At 66.3% G+C, this 21,136-nt stretch carries 27 protein-coding genes; 16 read left to right on the plus strand and 11 right to left on the minus strand.

Translation table 11 applies throughout. The features are described 5' to 3' along the window. Nucleotides 1–93: 93 nt before the first annotated feature. A complete protein-coding gene (locus S2M10_RS17830) occupies nucleotides 94–1,692 on the plus strand; it encodes a bifunctional diguanylate cyclase/phosphodiesterase (RefSeq protein ID WP_211091127.1) in 1,599 nt (532 codons plus the stop codon). Here S2M10_RS17830 and S2M10_RS17835 read toward each other — a convergent pair. Genes S2M10_RS17835 through S2M10_RS17850 form a run of 4 tightly spaced genes read right to left on the minus strand, consistent with a single transcriptional unit; the run spans nucleotide 1,632 to nucleotide 4,595 of the window. Beyond that, entirely contained in the window at nucleotides 1,632–2,879 is a 1,248-nt protein-coding gene (locus tag S2M10_RS17835) for a CCA tRNA nucleotidyltransferase (RefSeq protein WP_168847226.1), read from the minus strand. The two genes, S2M10_RS17830 and S2M10_RS17835, sit on opposite strands and share 61 nt — an antisense overlap. Next, nucleotides 2,867–3,463, minus strand: a complete 597-nt coding sequence (locus S2M10_RS17840; RefSeq protein ID WP_168847227.1) for a CoA pyrophosphatase — start codon at nucleotides 3,461–3,463, stop codon at nucleotides 2,867–2,869. Before S2M10_RS17840 ends, S2M10_RS17835 begins: the two co-directional genes overlap by 13 nt. After that, nucleotides 3,460–4,026, minus strand: a complete 567-nt coding sequence (locus S2M10_RS17845) for a DUF1285 domain-containing protein (RefSeq protein WP_168847228.1) — start codon at nucleotides 4,024–4,026, stop codon at nucleotides 3,460–3,462. Before S2M10_RS17845 ends, S2M10_RS17840 begins: the two co-directional genes overlap by 4 nt. 47 nt (nucleotides 4,027–4,073) lie before the next feature. Next, nucleotides 4,074–4,595 (minus strand): N-acetyltransferase, encoded by a 522-nt coding sequence (locus S2M10_RS17850; RefSeq protein ID WP_348770634.1) that lies wholly within the window; start codon nucleotides 4,593–4,595, stop codon nucleotides 4,074–4,076. Nucleotides 4,596–4,777: 182 nt separating this feature from the next. On the opposite strand from S2M10_RS17850, the gene S2M10_RS17855 reads away from it, so the two are divergent. Then, nucleotides 4,778–5,149, plus strand: a complete 372-nt coding sequence (locus tag S2M10_RS17855) for a dihydroneopterin aldolase (RefSeq protein ID WP_168847229.1) — start codon at nucleotides 4,778–4,780, stop codon at nucleotides 5,147–5,149. Between the two features lie 22 nt (nucleotides 5,150–5,171). Here the strand turns inward: S2M10_RS17855 and S2M10_RS17860 are convergent, their stop codons facing one another. Beyond that, a complete protein-coding gene (locus S2M10_RS17860) occupies nucleotides 5,172–6,008 on the minus strand; it encodes a hypothetical protein (protein ID WP_247650894.1) in 837 nt (278 codons plus the stop codon). Nucleotides 6,009–6,235: 227 nt separating this feature from the next. Here S2M10_RS17860 and S2M10_RS17865 point away from each other — a divergent pair, with 227 nt between their 5' ends. From S2M10_RS17865 to S2M10_RS17890, 6 genes are all read left to right on the plus strand, one after another. Next, nucleotides 6,236–6,910 (plus strand): energy transducer TonB, encoded by a 675-nt coding sequence (locus S2M10_RS17865; RefSeq protein WP_168847230.1) that lies wholly within the window; start codon nucleotides 6,236–6,238, stop codon nucleotides 6,908–6,910. A gap of 72 nt (nucleotides 6,911–6,982) precedes the next feature. Further along, nucleotides 6,983–7,786: a MotA/TolQ/ExbB proton channel family protein gene (locus S2M10_RS17870; RefSeq protein ID WP_168847231.1), complete on the plus strand. Its 804-nt coding sequence runs from the start codon at nucleotides 6,983–6,985 to the stop codon at nucleotides 7,784–7,786. Between the two features lie 83 nt (nucleotides 7,787–7,869). Beyond that, nucleotides 7,870–8,349, plus strand: a complete 480-nt coding sequence (locus tag S2M10_RS17875) for a biopolymer transporter ExbD (protein ID WP_168847232.1) — start codon at nucleotides 7,870–7,872, stop codon at nucleotides 8,347–8,349. A 26-nt stretch (nucleotides 8,350–8,375) separates the two neighbouring features. After that, the gene (locus S2M10_RS17880) at nucleotides 8,376–8,801 is read left to right on the plus strand and encodes a biopolymer transporter ExbD (protein WP_168847233.1); all 426 of its coding nucleotides are present in this window, start codon (nucleotides 8,376–8,378) and stop codon (nucleotides 8,799–8,801) included. Nucleotides 8,802–9,256: 455 nt separating this feature from the next. Next, the gene (locus S2M10_RS17885) at nucleotides 9,257–9,613 is read left to right on the plus strand and encodes a tetratricopeptide repeat protein (protein ID WP_168847234.1); all 357 of its coding nucleotides are present in this window, start codon (nucleotides 9,257–9,259) and stop codon (nucleotides 9,611–9,613) included. Between the two features lie 246 nt (nucleotides 9,614–9,859). Further along, nucleotides 9,860–10,312 (plus strand): hypothetical protein, encoded by a 453-nt coding sequence (locus S2M10_RS17890; protein WP_168847235.1) that lies wholly within the window; start codon nucleotides 9,860–9,862, stop codon nucleotides 10,310–10,312. Nucleotides 10,313–10,381: 69 nt separating this feature from the next. On the opposite strand, the gene S2M10_RS17895 is transcribed toward S2M10_RS17890, so the two are convergent. Next, nucleotides 10,382–12,232 (minus strand): cache domain-containing protein, encoded by a 1,851-nt coding sequence (locus S2M10_RS17895; RefSeq protein ID WP_247650901.1) that lies wholly within the window; start codon nucleotides 12,230–12,232, stop codon nucleotides 10,382–10,384. A 179-nt stretch (nucleotides 12,233–12,411) separates the two neighbouring features. Here S2M10_RS17895 and S2M10_RS17900 point away from each other — a divergent pair, with 179 nt between their 5' ends. From S2M10_RS17900 to S2M10_RS17910, 3 genes are read left to right on the plus strand one after another with little or no spacing between them, the layout of a single operon-like run. After that, entirely contained in the window at nucleotides 12,412–12,855 is a 444-nt protein-coding gene (locus tag S2M10_RS17900; protein WP_168847237.1) for a GFA family protein, read from the plus strand. Continuing rightward, nucleotides 12,836–13,597 (plus strand): alpha/beta hydrolase, encoded by a 762-nt coding sequence (locus S2M10_RS17905; protein WP_168847238.1) that lies wholly within the window; start codon nucleotides 12,836–12,838, stop codon nucleotides 13,595–13,597. Before S2M10_RS17900 ends, S2M10_RS17905 begins: the two co-directional genes overlap by 20 nt. Before the next feature lie 58 nt (nucleotides 13,598–13,655). Beyond that, entirely contained in the window at nucleotides 13,656–15,482 is a 1,827-nt protein-coding gene (locus S2M10_RS17910) for a M2 family metallopeptidase (protein WP_168847239.1), read from the plus strand. A 40-nt stretch (nucleotides 15,483–15,522) separates the two neighbouring features. Here the strand turns inward: S2M10_RS17910 and S2M10_RS17915 are convergent, their stop codons facing one another. Genes S2M10_RS17915 through serS form a run of 4 tightly spaced genes read right to left on the minus strand, consistent with a single transcriptional unit; the run spans nucleotide 15,523 to nucleotide 18,109 of the window. Next, nucleotides 15,523–15,663, minus strand: a complete 141-nt coding sequence (locus S2M10_RS17915) for a hypothetical protein (RefSeq protein WP_164521717.1) — start codon at nucleotides 15,661–15,663, stop codon at nucleotides 15,523–15,525. Nucleotides 15,664–15,707: 44 nt separating this feature from the next. Continuing rightward, nucleotides 15,708–16,055, minus strand: a complete 348-nt coding sequence (locus S2M10_RS17920; protein ID WP_168847240.1) for a DMT family protein — start codon at nucleotides 16,053–16,055, stop codon at nucleotides 15,708–15,710. A 6-nt stretch (nucleotides 16,056–16,061) separates the two neighbouring features. Then, entirely contained in the window at nucleotides 16,062–16,829 is a 768-nt protein-coding gene (gene surE, locus S2M10_RS17925) for a 5'/3'-nucleotidase SurE (protein ID WP_168847241.1), read from the minus strand. Then, a complete protein-coding gene (gene serS / locus S2M10_RS17930) occupies nucleotides 16,829–18,109 on the minus strand; it encodes a serine--tRNA ligase (protein WP_168847242.1) in 1,281 nt (426 codons plus the stop codon). The genes surE and serS overlap by 1 nt, the downstream gene beginning before the upstream one ends. 94 nt (nucleotides 18,110–18,203) lie before the next feature. Between serS and S2M10_RS17935 the strand changes: the two genes are divergently transcribed. From S2M10_RS17935 to S2M10_RS17945, 3 genes are all read left to right on the plus strand, one after another. After that, complete coding sequence (locus tag S2M10_RS17935; RefSeq protein WP_168847243.1) at nucleotides 18,204–18,659, plus strand: host attachment family protein; 456 nt, start codon at nucleotides 18,204–18,206, stop codon at nucleotides 18,657–18,659. Nucleotides 18,660–18,972: 313 nt separating this feature from the next. After that, nucleotides 18,973–19,440, plus strand: coding sequence for an RNA polymerase-binding protein DksA (dksA, locus tag S2M10_RS17940; RefSeq protein ID WP_168847244.1), 468 nt, complete (start codon nucleotides 18,973–18,975; stop codon nucleotides 19,438–19,440). 114 nt (nucleotides 19,441–19,554) lie between these two features. Next, the gene (locus S2M10_RS17945; RefSeq protein ID WP_168847245.1) at nucleotides 19,555–19,929 is read left to right on the plus strand and encodes a PilZ domain-containing protein; all 375 of its coding nucleotides are present in this window, start codon (nucleotides 19,555–19,557) and stop codon (nucleotides 19,927–19,929) included. A gap of 155 nt (nucleotides 19,930–20,084) precedes the next feature. Here S2M10_RS17945 and S2M10_RS17950 read toward each other — a convergent pair whose 3' ends face one another. Then, the gene (locus tag S2M10_RS17950; RefSeq protein WP_168847246.1) at nucleotides 20,085–20,237 is read right to left on the minus strand and encodes a YdcH family protein; all 153 of its coding nucleotides are present in this window, start codon (nucleotides 20,235–20,237) and stop codon (nucleotides 20,085–20,087) included. 162 nt (nucleotides 20,238–20,399) lie between these two features. Between S2M10_RS17950 and S2M10_RS17955 the strand changes: the two genes are divergently transcribed. Further along, nucleotides 20,400–20,597 (plus strand): DUF465 domain-containing protein, encoded by a 198-nt coding sequence (locus S2M10_RS17955; RefSeq protein WP_168847247.1) that lies wholly within the window; start codon nucleotides 20,400–20,402, stop codon nucleotides 20,595–20,597. 73 nt (nucleotides 20,598–20,670) lie between these two features. Then, nucleotides 20,671–21,132, plus strand: a complete 462-nt coding sequence (locus S2M10_RS17960) for a DUF1465 family protein (protein ID WP_168847248.1) — start codon at nucleotides 20,671–20,673, stop codon at nucleotides 21,130–21,132. The last annotated feature ends 4 nt before the right edge of the window (nucleotides 21,133–21,136 follow it).

Here is a 21,136-nt window from a genome sequence, read left to right on the forward strand (position 1 = left end):
CGGGCTTTGAGTGTGCGTACGGTGGAACCCGCTCCACGGACGGACGACCTGTCGTTGCCGCTGCCCCCCGGCACCGACGGGCTGCTCGAGCTGATGCCGATCCCGGCGGCGGTGCTGGAGATCCAGGACGGTCGCTACGTCTTCGCCGCGGTCAACGCGCAATTCCGGGTCGCCGGGCTTGGCTGCACCGCGCAGGAATCGCCGGTGGTCCAGCTGCTCGGCGCGCGCATCGGCCAGTTCCTCGCCTCGGAAAGCGAGCGGGAGGAAATTGCCTGGCGGTTTGGCGGCGAGGTCGACAGCCGGCACTTCCGCGTCGTGCTCGCGCGCCGCGCGGCGGCAGAACCGCGTTGCCTGATCACGCTGGTCGACCAGACGTCGGAACTGCGGACCGAGCAGAGCCTGCGCCGCGAAATGGCGACGGACAGTCTGACCGGCCTGCCGAACCGCGGCGGTTTCTCGGACGAACTGGAAACATGCATCGGCGAGGGGCATGCCGCCGGTCATGCGGTGCTGGTGATCAATCTCGATCGCTTCAGCCGCGTCAACTCGTGCATGGGTGCGTTGGCGGGGGACGAACTGCTCATCTCGGTCGCGCGCCGCATCAAGGGCGCGCTGCGCGGACGCGATATGCTGGCGCGGATCGGCGGCGATGAATTCGGCGTGCTGATGGCACTGGACGACGGTGCCGACGATGCCGTGCAGGTAGCGAAGCGCGTGCATGCAGCCTTCACCAACCCGTTCCGCCTTTCCAACTTCGAGATCCGCATTGATTGCTCGATCGGCATCGCGCTCGGCCAGGACATTGACGGGGATCCCGAGGATCTGGTGCGCAATGCCCAGCTGGCGGTGCGGCGGGCGAAGAAGAGCGGCCACACCGAATTCTACCATACCCGCGCCTTCGATCTGGCGCGCGAGCAGTTCGCGATCGAGACGGAACTGCGCCGCGCCATCGAGAATGGCTGCATGACGTTGAACTTCCAGCCGATCTGCGATTTGGGTACCGGCCGCATCACCTCGTTCGAGGCGCTGGCTCGCTGGACCAACGACGAGGGTGTGTCGATCTCGCCCAACGCCTTCATCCCCGTGGCCGAAGAATCGGGCCTGATCGTGCCGCTGGGCCGCTGGGCGATGGAAGAGGCTGCGCGCACGCTCGCGGCGTGGGACGCGCGCGCCGGCGGCAATAGCGGCGTGAAGATCGCGGTGAACCTGTCGGCGATCCAGCTGCAGCGCGATCAGATCGGCGCGATGGTGAAGACCGCGCTCGATCGCCACAACATGCCGGGCTCGCGCTTCACGCTGGAGCTGACCGAGAGCGCGATCGTCAGCGATCCCGATCGTATCGCCCAGACCATGTCGGCGCTCAAGGACCTTGGCACCACGCTGGCGATGGACGATTTCGGCACCGGCTATTCGAACCTCGCCTATCTGCAGAAGCTGCCGATCGACGTGCTCAAGATCGACCGGAGCTTCGTAACCGGCATGCTCGCCGATCGCGACAAGGTGGCAATCATCCGCGCGATCCTAAGCCTGGCCTATGCGCTGGGCATGCAGACCACCGCCGAGGGCATCGAAACGCCTGAGCTCGCCCAGACTCTCGGCGCGCTAGGCTGCACCTACGGCCAGGGCTATCATTATTCCCGGCCGGTCCCCGGCGATGCCGCCTTCGCGCTGATCGAGGCGTTCAAGGCCTGAGCCACGACGGCGTCGGCGATCGTGTCGACCCGCGCGCCATCGGGGAAGCGCTCTGCGATCCACTGTTCCTCGACGGCACGCAGCGCGCGCGCGACGTCCGGCCCCTTGGCAAGGCCGCGTTCAACCAGGGCGCCGCCGCTCATCGGCAGGCGCGGGATCTCCCAGCCTGCGAGCTGGGACCAGCCCTGCACCGCTTCCTCGTCGCTCGCGGCTGCCAGCAACAGGCGGTCTTCCGCTGCCTCGCGGCCAATCCGATAGGCGAGCGCCCGAGCATTGTCGGTTCCGCCGTCGCCGAGGGCAAGTATCAGGCGTTTGCGCTGCGCGTTGGAGAGCTTCAGGCGGGCGCCGATGCTGTCGCCCAGTGTCGCATCGCGGGGCAGGAGGGCTGCGAGGCGACGCACCGGATCAGGCGTCGCACCGAGCCGCGCTTCCCGCGTGGCGAGCGCGGCCAGCCTATCGGCCGTCGCGATCTCCGGCACCACAGGCGCCAGGATTCCGCGCGCCAGCATCAGCGCCACCACGCCCACCGCATCGCGCGCCACCAGCAGCTTGAGCAACTCGTCGCGGATTCGCTCGCGGCTGAGCGCCATCAGGTCGCGGGCGCGGGCCGTGCAGGCGTCCAGCCCGGCGGCATCGGGCGTATCGCCGAAGCGGGCGAGGAAGCGAAAGAAGCGGAGGATGCGCAGGTGATCCTCAGCGATGCGTTGCAGCGGATCGCCGATGAAGCGGACGCGCCGCGCCGCCAGATCCTCCAGCCCACCGAAATAGTCGTACAGGGCTCCGGTCTCGGGATCGGCATAGAGGGCGTTGATCGTGAAATCGCGCCGTGCGGCATCCTCGCGCCAGTCGTCGGTGAACGCGACGGTAGCGTGGCGGCCGTCGGTAGAGACGTCACGGCGCAACGTCGTCACCTCCACCGGGCCGCTTTCGAGCACGGCGGTGATGGTACCGTGCTGAAGGCCCGTGGGCACGGCGCGAATGGCGGCGGCGCGCAGGCGCGCAAGCACTTCCTCCGGTGTCAGCGAGGTGGCGAGATCGAGATCCGCGACGGGGATGTCGAGCAGCGCGTCGCGCACCGCACCGCCGACGAACCTCGAAAGGCCTTCGGCGGCGCCCAGCACGCGGGTCAGCGCGTCAAGGCCCGGGCGGTGGCGCCAGTCGGTTTCCGGCAATATCAGCGGGGCCATGCCATCCGCCGCGAGAGGTTGACCAGCATCGCCGCGGTGGCGCCCCAGATCCGATAGTCGTTCCACATGATCTCATAATATTGGCGCTCAAGTCCTTGATAGAGCGCGTGCTTCTTCTGATGGTTGGCTTCGTCCAGCAGGAAGGCGAGCGGCACCTCGAACACTTCGGCGACCTCCGCTTCTGATGGGACGAGGGGCAGGTCGGGCGGGACGACGCCGATCACCGGGGTGACCTGGTAGCCGGTCACCGTGCGGTACTCCTCCACCATGCCGACCACGTCGACAAGCCGCCGGGGCAGGGCGATCTCCTCCTCGGCTTCGCGCAGGGCGGCGTCGACGGGATCTCTGTCCTCGGGGTCGATGCGGCCGCCGGGAAACGCGATCTGCCCGGCATGGCGGCGTAGATGGGCGTTGCGGCGGGTGAGCAGCACACCCGGCGTGTCGCGGTCGGTCACCGCAAGCAACACGGCCGCCGCACTCGGCACCTGCGCCGGGTCGTAGACGGCATGGTCGCCCGGCAGCAACGTGGTCGCCTGGGCCGGCCGGCTGGCCAGTGCGCGGCGGAGTTGCTCGGCAAGCCTCATGCAGCGGGCTCGAGCGGGAAGAACATGCCCTGGCTCCACACGCCGGGTGGGGAGTCCGATTGCGCGAGGGCAAGCTGGGCGAGCTCATAATAGACGTTGCGCGCAATCAGCGCGTCGAGCCCGCCGCGCACCGCAACATAGGGATGGGGGCCATCGTCCCGCGGCTCGATGCGCAGCGGGTGGTCCGGGCCTGCCACCACCACGTCGCCGGTATTCAGCCGGAAGGCGAGCCGCATGGCCTCGCCTTCGCCTTCGACCTTCAGCTCTACCGCGACAAAGGGCGCGTCCTCGACGGCGATGTCGAGCTTCTCCACCGGCGTGACCAGCACGAACCTGCCATCCGATTCGCGGCGCAGGATGGTGGAGAACAGCCGCACCATCGCGGGCCGCCCGATCGGGCTTCCCTGATGAATCCACGTGCCGTCGCGAGCGATGCGCATCTCGCTGTCGCCGCAGTGCGCGGGGTTCCAGCTCTCGACGGGGGGCAGCCGATGTTCCTCGGCCAGCCGGGCGATCTCGGCGAGCGATAGGCTGGCGAAATCGGGGGGCGGGGTGTTCGGCATGGCCTTCCCATTAGCGCGCCGGGCGGCATTGTCGAACCCCCGGCGGGTCAGGCGACCTTGCGGAGCCGCGGAACGAGCATCCCCGAACAGCTCGGCACGGCACCGCCGCGTGCGAGCAGGCGGCGCGGCTCGAACGGACCTGGCAGGCGCCAGCGGGCGGTGCGACTCGCGTCAAAGCCGAAGAAGCGACCATAATATTCAGGGTCGCCGATCAGCATAAGCCCCTCGGAGCCCGGCAGGGCGCTGACGTCTGCCGCGTCGAGGGTTTCCTGCATCAGGCGGCGGCCGATCCCGCCCTGCTGCAGCCCCGGCTCCACCGCGACGGGGCCGACCATCACGAGCGGCACCATCGGGCCCGAATCGCTGGCCAGCGCCACCGGCCAGCTCTGGATCGTGCCGGCGAGCTTGCCATCTTCGGTCAACGCGGCAAAACTGAACGGGCGAATCGGCTGGGTGCCCTGCCGGATGCGATAGGCGGTGCGCAGATGCCGCCCAGGCCCGAAGGCGCGATCGAGCAGCGCCTCGACGGCGTGCGGATCGACCGCATCGAGGGCAACCATCTGAACCACCGCGAATCCTTCCCCGCCTCGGCCCCATGCCGAAAGGCGCGCGCCTTAGCGTGGCTGGAGCGGAGCGCAAGCGCGGATTTCGACAATGGACATGCAGAATCTGCATGGTTGTCCCCGGGCTTTCGCGCGCGGTGCGATCTGCTATGGCGCGCGCCTGTTTCGCTCCAGGAAAGGCCGCTCGATTGCCCGACTCATTGCAGCTTCAGGTCATGGACCTCGAGGTGGAAGTGCTCACCGGAGTATATTCGGAGGAGACTCATCTGCCGCAGCCGCTGCGCATCTCCGTCATTGCCGATCTCGATCTGCCCGAGCGATTCCTGCCGGAGACACCGCTCAGCGCCTCAAAAAGCTATATCGATCTGAAGCATGCCGCGACCGACGCGCTGCCCAAGGACGTGCATTTTACGCTGATCGAGGCAGTGGCGGACCATATTTGCGAGACGCTGTTCGTCTCGGACGCGCGAGTCCGCCGGGTCGAGGTGCGGATCGTGAAGCTGGCCATCGCAGAGGCCGACGAGTCGATCGGAATCACGCTCGTCCGCCACCGGCGCTGAGCACCGGCGGCGGAAGTTCCCGCTAGGCGCAGGGGCCCAGGTCGCGTAGCACCAGTTGGTAGTCTTGGCGCGCGGCCTCGGCATTGTCGGAAGTCTCGGCATTCACCGCACTGTCCGGCAATGTCTTGGGCAGGCCGCAGGCGAGGCGATACCAGGCCAGCGTGTCGCGCTTCGGCGCTCCGGCGTTGGGATCGACGATATCGCCGAGCGAGACCCCCCAGTGCGGCCTTTCGCCGGGCCGTCGGAGGATCTGCAGCGAAATCGGCGCGCCGTTGGCGGTCTTGAGGAAAACCTGGGTCTCGCCCTCACCCGGCAGCGCGCCGGGCACGTGGAAGGCGTTGCCGATGCCGGTGATCGCCGGCGGGGCATCGCTTGCCAGCACTTCCCGGATGATGCCGCGGGTCCGCGCATCCAGTTCGGGTGTCCATAGATACTGGCTGTCGATACCGGTCAGCTGCACCTCGCCGGGCCTGTTGGCCACGGCACGCGCGAACAGCAACACGCGCTGCTTCTTCAATTTGGGCACCTTGCCGCGGGAATCGAGGGGCACGTCCGCCAGGTAGGAAATCCGGGTCGGCAGCGCGCTGCTACCGCGAATCAGTGCCAGGACATCGGCCGTGACGTAGAGGCGGGCGCGTCCCGCCGCGAGATCGGGAGCCGCATTTTCCTTGATCCGGATCACGTCGCCGATACGGGCGTCGATCACCAGCGGTGCGCCGACAATTGCCGTCGCCACGGTGGCATAACTGGGTAAGCCACTTTGCGGTTCTTGGCGGATTTGCGCGGTTTGTGGAGCGGGTTGCGCAAGCGCCGGCAATGCCGCAGCGCAACAAAACAGCAGAGGTAGGGCATGTTTCATGCCCGTGCCGGTACCGGATTGTGCCGATCTTATACAGAAATAATTCTGCCACGGGCGCATTGTACGACCAATTCGTCCGACAAAGAGTTTGCGTCGTCGGAAGGCCCACGATACAGACTCGGTGCTCTCGCCATCAGGGGCGCAGTGTGACCCGAGGCGAGCGGACTTGTGCGCGGCTGCCAGCCGGCCAGGGTCGCAAGCAGGATTAGAGGGAGTGACGTTGCCGAATGGCTTACGCTGACCGGAATGTAAGTGGCAGTCGTGTGGTAGCGATCGTAATCGTCGCTATCATCGTGGCTGGCATGGGTTATGCCTTCGTCACAGGTCTGGCATACCAATATATCAAGAAGAAGGCGGAAGAGCTGAAGACCTTCGAGGTCGAAGAGCCGCCGCCCCCGCCGGAGGAAATTCCGCCGCCGCCGCCGCCGCCGGACACGCCGGTGCCGCCGCCCCCGACCCAGGTCGTGGTGCCGCCGGCCATCGTGCAGTCGGTGTCGCCTGCGCCGCCGGTAGCCACCACCAACATCATCCCGCCGCCGCCGCCGATCACGCCGCCAGCGCCTCCCGCGCCGCCGGCACCGCCGGCACCGCCGGCACCGCCGCGGATCGCAAAGGCTCTCAAGCCGCGGTCGTCGCCGGGCTCCTGGGTGACCAACGACGATTATCCGTCGGAGTCCCAGCGCGCGGGTGAAGAAGGGGTCACCGGCTTCCGTCTCGACGTCGACGCGTCGGGCCGGGTGGTGTCGTGCACCGTGACGTCGTCGAGCGGCTCCAGCCGCCTGGACACCACGGCCTGCAACCTGCTCAAGCGGCGTGCACGCTTCGATCCGGCTGAGGACGCAAGCGGCAACAAGATTCCGGCTGCGTACAGCAACCGGTTCAGGTGGCAGATCCAGAAGTAATTCTCCGGTTTCCGGTCCGCCCGGCGCGGACCGGCTTGCGCAAGAAGCAATCTTTTAGAGGAAAGACCCAAAATGCTCACGACCATTCTCGCTGCCGGTGCCGCCGCAGCTAAGGGCGGCGAAAGCCCCTACGGCCTCCAGCAGGCGCTGAAGGAAGGCGGCCTGATCTCGCAGTCGGTGTTCACCATCCTGGTGCTCATGCTCTTCGTGTCGCTCTACATCCTCTTCACCAAGCTGTTCGAGCAGCAGAAGATCATCAACCAGGCGAAGCGCGTGCGCGCCACGTTCTGGAGCTCGGCCAACCTCCGCGAGGGCGCTGCCAAGCTCGAGAAGAACTCGGCCTATCGCCAGATCGTCGACGATGGCCTGGAAGCGCAGGAGCAGTACAAGCTGCTGACCGATCCCGTCGAAGCGCATGACTGGCTGCACGGCTCGCTGGCTCGCTCGGAAGGTTCGATTAACTCGGCGCTGAGCGGCGGTCTCGCCTTCCTCGCGACCGTCGGCGCGACCTCGCCGTTCATCGGTCTGTTCGGTACCGTGATCGGCATCTACCGCGCGCTCATCAAGATCGGTTCGGCCGGTCAGGCTTCGATCGACGCCGTCGCCGGCCCGGTCGGTGAAGCGCTCATCATGACCGCACTCGGCCTCGTCGTCGCCGTGCCGGCCGTGCTCGCCTTCAACTTCCTGCAGCGCCGCAACAAGGCGATCGCCGAGAACCTGAATGCGTTCTCGAACGACGTCCTCGGCTACCTGGCCTCGGACGGCCGCGTGAAGCCGGCGACCGCCGCTGCCGCGAAGAAGCCGGCCGCTGTCGCTGCTGCGAAGCCGGCGACCACGACCGCTGGCCAGACCGGCGGCACCCCGACCCGCCCGTAAGACCAAGGTCGCAGGGCTGCGCACGTGGTGCAGCCCTGCCGCCGGATCACGATCCGGCGCACAAGAGGATAGGATAACGCCCAATGGCGATTAGCACAGGCAGCGGCGGCGACGACGCACCGATGTCGGACATCAATACCACGCCCCTCGTGGACGTGATGCTGGTGCTCCTGATCATCTTCCTCATCGCCGTTCCCGTTGTGGTCCAGACGATCGACCTCGCGTTGCCGAAGGTGCAGTTCGAGCCGACCACGACCAAGCCGGAGAATGTTTCGCTTTCGGTCAGGGGTAGCTCGGACGGTTGTGAGATCTACTGGGGTCTGACCCGAGTGAACCACACCGAACTGCTCGACCGCGCGGTTGCCAAGCTGAAGGCTGAGATCGATCGTCAGGGTGGCCCGAATGCCGCTGGTCTCGAACTTCCCGAGGTTCACATCCGCGGCGACGTCAACACGCCCTATCGCTGCATCGGCGGCACCATCTACACGATGCAGATGGCGGGTTTCGTGAAGGTCGGCTTCATCTCGGAACCGGAGCCCGGTTCGGGCAACGCCCGGCTCTGAACGGCCTCGCTTAAGGAGTTACGACAATGGCAATGAGCGCAGGCCGTGATGACGGCGAGCCGATGATGGACATGAACACGACGCCGCTGATCGACGTCATGCTCGTGCTCCTCATCATGTTCATCATCACCATTCCGGTCCAGACGCATGCGGTGAAGGTCGACCTGCCGCAGCCGAGCAGCAACAACGCGCCGCCCGTGGAGCCGGACAAGAACAAGGTCTATATCGACGCGCAAGGCCAGGTCTTCTGGAACAGCATGCCGATCAACGACGTGATGCTCCGCCAGTATCTGGATGCATCGCTGCAGCGCTCGCCGGAGCCCGAGCTGCACTTCCAGCCGGATCCGCAGGCGAAGTATGATGTGGTCGATCGCGTGCTGGCGATCATCAAGCGCGCGAACGTCACGAAGCTCGGCTTCGTCGGCAACGAGCAGTACCGCAACGATTTCTGATCCGCAGTGCGGTCAGAGTATTTTGGGAAGGCGGCCCCTCGGGGCCGCCTTTTTTTGTGCCGTTCGCCAAAGCGTCCGCTGGTCATGTGGCGCGACCGCGCGGGCGCCCCGGCTCTTCCCTGATCGATGCCCTGACTGGGGTTGACGCCGCGTGACCGCAATGTGGCCCGTAAAAGCTTGGGCGCTTGAGGCGGGGGGCGGCATCAGCGATCGGGATGCACAGCCGGGCGGCGTACCCAGGATCGTCGAGCGCAGCCGCCATGCGACCGAGCCGCATTCGCCAATCGCCGACACGTCTCGAGGGGCTGCTGCTGCGGGCACGCGTCAGGGCAGATCCGAGGGGGGACGCCTAGGCGAAAATCCAGGGTTGCAGCGCTGTCGTCAACATGTCACTTATCCGTCATCCAGATGTCATAAAAGTGAAACTCTGGTGTAATGGCGAGAAGGAGAGCAGCATGTCGATCAAACTTGTAGCAACGGCCGCGATGTCGGTTCTGGGTCTTGTCACGCCGGCGATGGCGCAGGATTCGAGCCTCGCGGCCCGGGAAATCATGATCGGTTCCTATTCCACGGCTGAGCAGAAGCTCCGTACCCAGATGCGGTTCGACCAGCGCCCAGAAGTGCAGCTGAACCTCGCCGCCGTCTATTATGCGACCGGCCGTACCGAGGAGGCGCGCTCGCTGTACGAGCAAGTGCTCCAGAAGGACGACGTTCTGATGACGGTCACGACCGATCGCACATCGGGTTCGCATGCGATTGCCCAAGCGGGGCTTCGGTATCTGAGCCAGCGGCAGCATCTCGCGTCGCGCTGAGGCCTGACAAGGGCGGACCGTCCGTCGGTCCGCTTCGAGTCCAGCAGCAAACGAAAAAGCGCGCCTGGCCATGCCGGCGCGCTTTTCCTTTTTCATGCGGTGTGCCCAGGCGCCGACCAGGCGGCGGTTCTGGCACGGGAGACGCCCCGCATGTCGATCCCGAGCTACAAACGTCAGCGCCGTGGTGCACGGACCGTAGGGCCGCGCTCGAGCGTTCGTCGGCCATCGCCGGTGTCGGAGAGGCTGATGCAGCAATGGCGGTACGTAGGATGGATAACGCTCGCGTGCTTCGGGTCGGCCTGCGCGCCCAAGCCGGAAACCGTGGAACAGTGCGCCAGGCGCTTTACCAAACTGTCTGACGACATGCCGGTCTCGGCGGGGCCGGTGCATGGCAGCTATGTGTACGATCTGGCGCGCATGAATCGTGAAAGGATCAACCGGCTGATCAGCGATGGTGTGGGCGGCCATCGGCCACCCATGGTGGTGTACGCGACCCACGATACACGACGGTCGCTGCGCGCGTTCGGCACCGCGCCCGTAGAACGAGACGTCATCGTCTTTCTCGCGCAATCCACGGTTCTTCTCCACGCCGCCAGCGGCGTGCAGACCTCGGCCAAGGCGGCAATCGAAACCGGGTGCAAGTTACTGCCCGGTGCCCGGCTCGAGCATGTCGCGCTGACGGCGGCGCGTACGCGCTAGCGGCGGACGGGGAAACAGATGCCGGCCGAGCCTTGGGCCCAAGCGGAACGAAGGCTCGGATCGGAGAAGTCAGAAGCTCGCCCAGTCGTCCCCGTCGGCCATTGCCTGCACCGGCACCGCGCGGGTAGCCCCGTGCGTCCCCGCGGCGCCGGCGTGCGAGGGCAGCACGGGGCGACGTAGCGGGGCCTGCTGTCCGCCGGTGCGGAAGGTCGAGGCATGCGCATCGAGGCGGGCGACCTGATCGGTGAGCTGGCGCGCGGCTGCCGAGGTTTCCTCGACCATCGCCGCATTCTGCTGCGTCGCCCGATCCATTTCGCTGATCGCGGTGCTGATCTCCCGGATCGCGCTGGACTGGGCGCGGTTGTCTGCCGCCATGCTGCTGAGCAGTTGATGGACTTCGCCGACCGTATCGACGATCGCCGCGAGCGCATTGTCGACCCGCTCGACCGCGCCGCGCGCCACCACGACCTCGGATTGAGTGACGGTAAGCTGGTCGCGCGCGCGCTTCGCCTCTTCCTCGGCGCGCATCGCCAGCGCGGAGACGAGGTCCGCGACGACCGCGAAGCCCCGACCGGCCTCGCCCGCACGACCGGCTTCCACGGCTGCGTTCATCGCGAGAACGCGGGTCTGGAAGGCAATCTTGTCGAGGCCCTCGATGACGCTGTCGATGCCCTTGGCGCTGTCCGAAACACGGGTCATTGCCTGCACCGCCTCGTCGGCGGTCGAGCGACCCGAGCCGACCACGCCGATCGCCTGGTCTGCGCGTTCCACCGTCACGCCCGCGGCGGTGGCGGTGGCATCGATGCGCTGGTTCATCTGGGTGATCGCGGCCGCGGTCTCTTCCAGGCTCGCTGCATTGGCTTCGGTGCGGCGCGCGAGATCCTCGGAGGCGCTGGCGATTTCCTGCGAGCCGGTGCGGATCGAGGCGGTGCCCTCCAGCACCGTGCCGATCAGTTCGCGCAGGCTGCCGATCGCGGTGCGGAAATGAGTGGCGAGCTTCTCGTAATCGGCCGGGAAGTCGTGCCCGATATCGGCGGTGAGATCACCTCCGGCGACCTTTGCCAGTGCCTGGCCGAGCGAATCCATCGCATGTTCGCGCTCCGCCTGGGCCTGGCGGTCGCGGGTTTCGGCCTGCTGACGGGCGATCTCGGAAGTGCGGAAATGCTGCAGCGCCTGCGACATCGCGCCGATCTCGTCGGTGGCGGCATGAGCAGGAATGGCGATGTCGACCTTGCCGGCAGCGAGGGCGCGCATCGCTTCGGTCATCTGCACCATCGGTGAGAACATGCGGCGGCCGGCATACCAGGCGGCGCCAGCGACGAGCAGCGAGATGACGGCCGCGGACAGCGCCAGCGTCCAGCGCGTGCCGCCGATCGCGCCCATTACGTCGCTTTCCGGGATGCCGACGAACAGGATGCCGATCGTCTTGCCCGAAGCATCCTTGATCGGATCATAGGCGGTGAAGAACTGCTTGCCGAGAATGTCGGCCTTGCCGCGATAGGTCTGGCCCTTGCCGAGCACCGTCTCGTACGCGGCGTTGCGGGCGAGCGGCGTGCCGACCGCGCGGCTGCCATCAGGCTTCGTCACGTTGGTGGTCACGCGCATGTCGCCGCGGAAGATGGTCGCGGTGCCGCCGACAAGGCGCTTCACTTCATCGACCGGCGCGTCCCAGGCGTTGAGCTTGCGGTTGCCCACATAGAGGTCATCGCCGTCCAGTCGGAAGTCCCGGCCATACTGATGCAGCACGCTCCAGGCCACGCGCATGTTCACCTCCTGCCGCTCCGCCGCCGTCTGCGCTGCGCGCTGGGTGAGCGCGCGGTCCGCAACGAAGAACGTCGCGATCGCGAGCAGCAGCATGCCGCCGATGGTCAGGATCGTCGTCTTCGAGGCGAGCGGGAGGTTGTTGAATCGCTTGAGCATATTCATCCTGTGACAATGGCCCCGCGACGACTGGCGCGCCTTCAATGCGGTAATCTCCGCATTCATTATAGGGCGGTTGCGGCCCGGGCGGCGGTGGCGCGTTCCCGCATGCGGACAAGTACGGAGGTCGTGCGTTGCGTAGAGGCGGCGCAATCCGCGAAGCGAAAGGATGCGAGGCGATGGGCGAGGACGTCACCGGAGGATGCCAATGTGGGCGGATCCGCTATCGTGTGCGGCTCACGGACGACACTGCCTATCTCTGCCATTGCCGCATGTGCCAGCGCGCGACCGGCGGGGTTTCCATCGCATTCAAGGGCGTGGCCAAGGCGGACGTCATCTGGGAGCGCCAGCCCGACCGCTATCGCTCCTCGCCGATCGCCGAGCGCGGGTTCTGCCGGGAGTGCGGCACGCCGCTGACCTTCGAATTCCTCGACGGCGCAACCATCGACCTGACGATCGGCAGCTTCGATGCGCCGGGCCGCTTCCAGCCGTGCCACCATTATGCAGTGGAGAGCATGCACGAACAGTGGCTCGACACGACCGCACTGCCCCGATACCGGATCGAGGACAACCCGAACGTCGTTAACCGATGGATGGACGCACTTGGCCGACTACCCGACTGAAACGCACCGCTTCGCCAGCTTCGACGGGCAGGAGATCGCCTGGACCGAGATGGGGGAGGGGCGGCCCGTGGTGCTGATCCACGGCTATTTCTCCAACGCCGAGGTCAACTGGATCAAATATGGCCATGCGGGGAAGCTCGCCGCGCGCGGGCGCCGCGTGATCATGCCGGACCTGCGCGCGCATGGGCACAGCGCCAAGCCGCACGATCCCGCCGCCTATCCGCCCGATGTGCTGATGCGCGACAATTTCGCGCTGATCACGCATCTGGGCCTCACCGACTATGATCTGGGCGGCTATTCGCTAGGTGCACGCACCGTGGTGCGGATGCTCGCCAATGGGGCCCGGCCGGACAAGGTGGTGCTCTCCGGCATGGGGCTGGACGGGCTGGTCGCGACCCAGGGGCGCGGCGCCTATTTCCACCGCGTGCTGACCAATCTCGGCAGCTTCGCGCGCGGCAGCTCCGAATGGCTGACCGAGGCGTTTCTCAAGACCACCAAGGGCGATCCGGTCGCGCTGCTGCGCATCCTCGACACCTTTGTCGACACGCCACGCGACGACATCGCGGCGATCCACCAGCCGACCGCGGTGATTTCGGGCGCCGAGGATTATGACAATGGCTCGGCAAAGGAAGTCGCGGACCTGCTGCCCTATGGCCTGTTCGTCGAAATCCCGGGCAATCACATGAGCGCGGTGACCCGGCCGGAGCTGGGTGACGCGATCGCGGAGTTCCTCGCCGGTTGACGCGGGCAGGGAAGGCGCGGCAGGGTCTCGCCTTTCTTGATTCCGGGGACTTAGCATCATGATCCGTACCGGCCTTTCGCTCGCGGCGCTCGCCGCGATGCTGGCGGCGCCCGCCCAGTCGCAGACCAGCACGACGCCCGCCGCCGCGCCGACCGCAGCCGAGGCCGCGGCCTTCCTGACCCGCGCCCAGCAGGAAATGGCGGCGTTCACGCTCGTCTCCTCGCGCGTTGCCTGGGTGAACGCGACCTACATCACCGACGATACCGATGCGCTCGCTGCCGACTACGGCGCCAAGGGCACCGAAATGGCGGTCCGCTTCGCGCTCGACGCCGCGCGGCTCCAGAAGGCGCCCGGCCTCACGCCCGAGCAGCAGCGCCAGCTGACCATGCTCCGCGCCGCGCTGGTGCTCCCCGCGCCGACGACGCCGGGCGCTGCCCAGCAGCTCAGCGACCTCTCGACCAAGCTCGGGTCCTTCTACGCCAAGGGCAAGGGCACGCTGGGCGGCAAGCCGATCAACGGGAGCGACATCGAAGCCGCGATGGGCGACAGCCGCGACCCCAATGCGCTCAAGGAGATGTGGGTCAGCTGGCACGACAATGTCGGCGCACCGATGCGGCCCGACTATACCAAGCTCGTCGGCATTGCCAACCAGGGCGCGAAGGAGCTCGGCTTCGCCGACACCGGCGCGCTGTGGCGCTCGGGCTATGACATGCCCCCGGCCGAATTCGCGGCGATGACCGACAAATTGTGGAACGAGGTGAAGCCGCTCTACGTCGCGCTTCACACCTATGTCCGCCGCAAGCTCAACGAGAAATACGGCGATGCGGTGCAGGCCAGGACCGGCCCTATCCGCGCCGACCTGCTCGGCAACATGTGGGCGCAGGAATGGGGCAACATCTACGATGTGGTCGCGCCCAAGGGGGCCGGCGACCTCGGCTATGACGTGGGCGAGCTGCTCAAGGCAAAGCAGTACGACTGGAAGAAGATGGTTCAGACCGGCGAGGGCTTCTACTCCTCGCTCGGCTTCGCGGCGCTGCCGGGGACGTTCTGGGAGCGCTCGATGTTCCTCAAGCCCGCCGACCGCGAAGTGCTGTGCCACGCCTCGGCCTGGGACATCGACGAGAAGGACGACATTCGCATCAAGATGTGCATCAAGGTGAATTCGGACGATTTCGTCACGATTCACCACGAGCTCGGCCACAATTACTATCAGCGCGCCTACAAGGCGCAGCCGGCACTATACCGCAACGGCGCGAATGACGGCTTCCACGAGGCGATCGGCGATTTCGTCGCACTTTCGATCACGCCCGAATATCTGGTGCAGATCGGCCTGCTCGACCGGGCCCAGGTGCCGAGCGCCGACAAGGATATCGGCCTGCTGCTCCGCCAGGCGATGGACAAGGTGGCGTTCCTGCCGTTCGGCCTGCTGGTCGACAAATATCGCTGGCAGATCTTCGACGGCACCATTCCCGCCAACCAGTATGAGGCGGGCTGGAACAAGCTGCGCCTGCAATATCAGGGGATCGTGCCGCCGGTGGCGCGCGACGAGACCAGGTTCGATGCGGGCGCCAAATATCACGTGGCGGGCAGCGTGCCCTATACGCGCTACTTCCTCGCGCGGCTGCTCCAGTTCCAGTTCTACAAGGCGGCGTGCGACCAGTCGGGCTGGAAGGGTCCGCTGCATCGCTGCAGCTTCTATGGCAACAAGGAAGTCGGCGCGCGGCTGAACAAGATGCTCGAGATGGGCGCCTCCAAGCCCTGGCCGGATGCGCTGCAGACCTTCACCGGCAGCCGCGAAATCTCGGGCAAGGCGATGGTCGAATATTTCGCGCCGCTGAAGACGTGGCTCGACGAGCAGAACAAGGGCCAGCCGCAGGGCTGGTGATCGGAGGCGGGCGGCATCCTCTCCGGATGCCGCCCGAGCTTCACGCTTCCGGATCCTGATCCGGGATCATGTTCTCGTCGGCAATCTCGGCATTCCATTCGGCCGAGCTGTCGGTGCCGTCCGGCTGATGGGCGGTCCCGGGCTGGGTGTCGGGGGTTTCGCGGGTCGGTTCGGGGTTCATGGCGCTCTCCTTGTCGAGGAGAAACGCCCCGGCGGCGCGCGGGTTCAGCTCGGCGTGCGGAACAGGAAGAACGCGCCCGCCGCGATCAGCGCGAAGCCGATCAGGTGGTTCAGCGTGATCCGCTGCCCCAGATACAGCACCGAGAAGGCGGCGAAGACGGTGAGGGTGATCACCTCCTGCATGCCCTTTAGCTGTGCGGCCGAATAGACCGCGCTGCCCAGCCGGTTGGCCGGGACCGCGAAGCAATATTCGACAAAGGCGATGCCCCAGCTGGACACGATCACCAGCAGCAGCGGCGCGCTCTTGTATTTCAGGTGGCCGTACCAGGCGAAGGTCATGAACAGGTTCGAGACGAACAGCAGCCCGATCGGCAGCAGGCGATCTACCGACATCGCCGCTCAGGCCGAATAGGCCCCGCGCAGCCGATCCATCGACTCGCGGTGGGTGAGATCGAGATGCAGCGGCGTGACGGTGACGAACCCCGCCTCGATCGCGTCCAGATCGGTATCGGGCGCCGCCTGGTGCGGCATCCGCCCCATCGCCAGCCAGTAATAGGGAAAGCCGCGCGGATCGAGCCGCTTGTCGAGCGCGACCCGGCCATAGTCGCGAAAGCCCTGAGAGACGACCTTGATCCCCTGCACGGCGTCGGCCGCGATCGGCGGGAAGTTGATGTTGACCAGCGTGCGCGGCTCCATCGCGACATCGAGCAGCGGCCGCAGCGCGCGCTCGCCCCAGGCCTCGGCAGTGTCGAACGGCACCGCGTCGCCCATGCCGCTGCGCGCATAGCGCTGGCTGAGCGCGATCGAGCGGATGCCCGCCAGCGCGCCCTCCATCGCCGCCGAGACGGTGCCGGAATAGCTGACGTCCTCGGCAAGATTGCCGCCGCGGTTGACGCCCGACAGGATCAGGTCGGGCTTGGCATCGGCCATCACCTCGGCGAGCGCGAACATCACGCAATCGGTCGGCGTGCCCTTCACCGCATAGCGGTTGTCGGCGTGGCGGCGAACGCGGAACGGCTCGGTGAGCGTCAGCGAGCGGCCCTTGCCCGATTGCTCCTCCGCCGGGGCGACGACGGTGATGTCGTCGGACAGCGTCCGCGCGATCCGCTCCAGCACGGCCAGGCCACGCGCGTGATAGCCGTCGTCGTTGGTGAGAAGGATCCGCATCAGCCGCGCGGTTCGAGCAGGGTGAGCCCGCCCAGATAGGGCTGGAGCACCGAAGGGACCGCCACCGCGCCATTCTCCTGCTGGTAATTTTCCAGCACCGCGACCAGCGTGCGGCCCACAGCGAGGCCCGAGCCGTTGAGCGTGTGGACGAAGCGCGTGCCCTTCTCGCCCTCGGGGCGATAGCGCGCGTTCATCCGCCGCGCCTGGAAGTCGGCGCAGGTCGAGCAGGACGAGATCTCGCGGTAGCGGTCCTGACCCGGCAGCCACACTTCGAGGTCATAGGTGCGTGCGGCGGTGAAGCCCATGTCGCCGCTGCACAGCTTCATCCGGCGGAAGGCGAGGCCGAGCCTGGTCAGCACGTCCTCGGCCGCGTCGGTCATCCGCTCATGCTCGGCTTCGGACTGGTCGGGGGTGGTGATCGACACCATCTCGACCTTCTCGAACTGGTGCTGGCGGATGAAGCCGCGCGTATCGCGCCCGGCCGCACCGGCTTCCGAGCGGAAGCAGGCGGTGAGCGCGGTGAGGCGGAGCGGGAGTTCCTCCTCGCTCAGGATCTTCTCGCGCACCGCGTTGGTGAGGCTCACCTCGGCGGTGGGGATCAGCCAGCGGCCGTCGGTAGTCTGGAACAGGTCCTCCGCGAACTTGGGCAGCTGGCCGGTGCCGAACAGCGCCTCGTCGCGCACCAGCAGCGGCGGCACGCATTCCTCATAGCCATAGCTGCCGGTCAGCGTGTCGAGCATGAACTGGCCGAGCGCGCGGTGCAGCCGGGCGGCGGTGCCGCGCACGAAGGTGAAGCGGGCGCCGGACATCGCCGCGCCGGTCTCGAAGTCGAGGCCGAGCGCCGGGCCGATCGCATCATGCTCCTTCGGCGTAAAGGCGAACGCGGGAACGGTGCCGCGCTCGTGCACGAACACATTGTCATTCTCGTCCGAACCGAGCGCCACGTCCGGATAGGGCAGGTTGGGCAGGGCGGCGAGCCGGCCTTCCAGGTCCTCGCCCACCGCCTTTTCCTCGGCCTCCAGCGCCGGCATCCGCTCCTTGAGCGCGGCCACTTCCGCCATCAGCGCGGCGGCGGTCTCCTCGTCCTTCTTCGCCTTGGCGGCGCCGATCGCCTTGGAGGCTTCGTTGCGGCGGGCCTGCCCCGCCTGCAGCTCGGTCACCAGCGCGCGGCGGCGCTCGTCCAGCGCCAGCAGCGCCTCCGATTGCGGCTCCAGGCCGCGCTTGGCCAGGCCCTGGTCGAAGGCTTCGGGATGTTCGCGGAGGAAGCGGATATCGTGCATGGCGCGAACCTATGGCCGGGGCCCGTGCCCCGCGCAACCCCGCCGCCTCCCACCCGTTGGTTGCTTCCAACCGAACAGCGAGAAGGAGAGCGCGATGCTGGTTCCCCATGATGCGATGGTGGTGGTCGCCGATGGCCGCAAGCTGCTGATGCTGCGCAACCAGGGCGACACAGAGTATCTGAACCTCGAAGTGGTGCGCAAGGAACTCCACCCGAATCCCAAGGACTCCGATCAGAAGACCGATTCGTCGGGCGCAGCGTCGTCCACCCGCGGCGGCGGGCAGTTTGCCCCCGCCGGCGGAACGATGGGCGAGACCGATTTCCACCAGCTGGAAGAGGATCGCTTCGCCGCCGAAGTTGCCGGTATGTTGAAAGAGGCGGCACTCCGCAACAGCTTCGAGTCGCTGATCATCGTCGCCCCGCCGAAGACGCTGGGCGAAATGCGCAAACATTATCACAGCAGCGTCAGCGAGCGGCTGAAGGGCGAATTGGCCAAGGACCTGACCGATCATCCCGTGCCCGACATCGAAAAGGCGCTGCAGGCGGCGTGAACCCGGCGGCGGGCGGGGTATGCCGCCCCGCCCGCCGTCGCTGTCCGAAATAGTTGTTGTGAACGCCGCATCTTGTTCGAATTCAGGACAAGGATCGTTGCGGGACAGCCGCGCCGGTACATCTGTCTCGACCCGAAACTGAAAAAGGTGCAAGCGGTTCAGGCGGGGCTAATTTCTACCGAACTATAGGGAATTCCCGCCAAAAAGCTTTCGCGGCATTGGCTTGTTAACGGCTGCTTGCGAAAGTATAGCGCCTGCGGGCAATGCGGTTTCCTGGCGGCACGCCACCGGGGGACTGGTGTGGAGAGTGGGAATGGCAACTGTTTTGGGCCGTTTTGACGAGCACGATAAAAGCGTTCCTCCGGCCGCGAATGACGGCGACGACGGATACCGGCCGAGCGACGACGAACCCTTCATGAACCCGCGGCAGCAGGAATATTTCCGCGGGAAGTTGAATGCCTGGAAGGACGCGATCTATCGCGAGGCGGCGGGCACGCTGAACCAGCTGCAGTCCGAGCCGCTGCGCGAGGCGGACCTTACCGACCGTGCCTCCAGCGAAACCGACTGGTCGATCGAATTGCGTACGCGCGATCGCCAGCGCAAGCTGATCGCCAAGATCGATGCGGCGCTCCGCCGGATCGAGGAAGGCGAATATGGCTATTGCGAAGTGACGGGTGAGCCGATCCCGCTCGGGCGCCTCGAAGCACGTCCTACCGCGACGATGACGGTCGAGGCGCAGGAGCGGCACGAGCGCAACGAGAAGATCAGCCGGGACGAGTGAAAACTACGTCGGAATCCGCTCCGGCATTTTACCAGGGCGGATTCCGGTTAATCCTTTCGTTAAGAGTTGTTGGTCTACTCCCTTCGGGTGCGAATCCGCGTTTGAGAGCCAACAATGGACCAGCAGTCTTACATCCCCGACAGCACGCTTTCCGCCGATGATTTCGCGGGCAAGCGCAGCGGTGTCCGCGACAGCCTGTTGCTGACCGCACAGTTTCGTGTGGATAGCGAGGACGTCGGCACCGTACGGGTCCGCAATCTTTCCGCGGGCGGGCTGATGGCGGAATATAGCGGCCCGGTAGGGCTGCGTACGCCTGTAGAAGTGGAAGTTCGCGGGGTCGGCTGGGTCAAGGGCAAGATCGCCTGGGCCGCTGAAGGACGTGTGGGCGTGGCGTTCGATAACGAGATCGATCCCAAGCTGGCGCGAAAGCCGGTGGGCGGCGGCACCCAGACCCCCGCCTATGTGAAGCCGATCTTTACACGCCGCTGAGCGACGGGGCGGAATTTTCGAACGGGAAGAAGGGGAGCGGCGGCGGCCGGCCTGGAGCGTGCCTTGGCCCTTCCGTCGCTGCCCGAACCGGGCCCGCGCAACAGGTTGGGTCGCGCGAGTCCAAGTTCAGGCCAAATAATCTGTGGATGATACGGCTAGCGCTGCATCTCTTCCTTGACGCGCAGTTTCTCTTTCTTCAATTGCGCTAACAGCATCTGGTCGGGGAGGGGGCGTTGCGTTTCGGTGGCGATTCGCTGGTCCAGCTGTGAATGCTTGGCGCTAAGTGCCGAAAGATGCCCGGTGTGCATGAAGCAGTCCTCCTACAATGACTCTGAGGGGCTCCAACTACATCATGTTTTGCCGCCGATGTCGCGTGCAGAATCATCACTGATCGACAGATTGCGGAAAAGCCGCGATGGTTCGTGCGGCAGGGTACGGACCGCTGAGTCGGGCGCAATTGAGGGCAGGGAATGGACGAGAGCGAGATCCGGCGGCGGCTGGAGCCACTGCGTGCCGAACATCGCGACCTGGACGCTGCCATCGCCGCTCTGGTTGAAAGCGGCCAGGGTGATCAGCTGCAGATTGCGCGGCTGAAGAAGCGCAAGTTGAAGCTTCGCGACGAGATTTCCCTGCTGGAGGATCAGTTGATCCCGGACATCATCGCTTGATCGTTTCGTTTTGTTGCACTGCTGCGCAATTCGGGCATTTCGCCGCACCTGCTCCTGTGGCAGCTAGAAGGGCATGAAGGGTCAGGACGCCATCACCTTGCATCGCCGACTGGTCGACTCGCTGTATGTCGAGGCGATGGTGCTGGCGGATGAGGCGCGCGGCTATTTCGACCAGCTGGGGCGCGATGAGCGCGATGCCTTGGCGGCATTGAGCCGGGTGGCCTTTTCCTGTGAATCGCTCAAGGTGACGACGCGGCTGATGCACGTGATCGCCTGGCTGCTCACCCAGCGCGCGGTCGACGCGGGGGAACTGCAGGTGGACGACGCGCGCGCCCCCGGGCGCCGGCTGGGCCCGGCACCCGAAACCGACGCCGCGCTGCTGGAGGACATGCCGATCCAGGCGGTAGCCATTGTGCGGGCCAGCATGGATCTTTACCGCCGCGTCGCCCGGCTGGATTCCGCGTTCGACGTGCCGGTCGTGGCGGTGCCGAGCCCGGCGCGCCGCATGCTCGATCGGCTCGCCGGCGCCTTCTGAACGG

Origin of the sequence: Sphingomonas sp. S2M10, assembly GCF_012650175.1 — a bacterium.
Lineage (GTDB): Bacteria > Pseudomonadota > Alphaproteobacteria > Sphingomonadales > Sphingomonadaceae > Sphingomonas.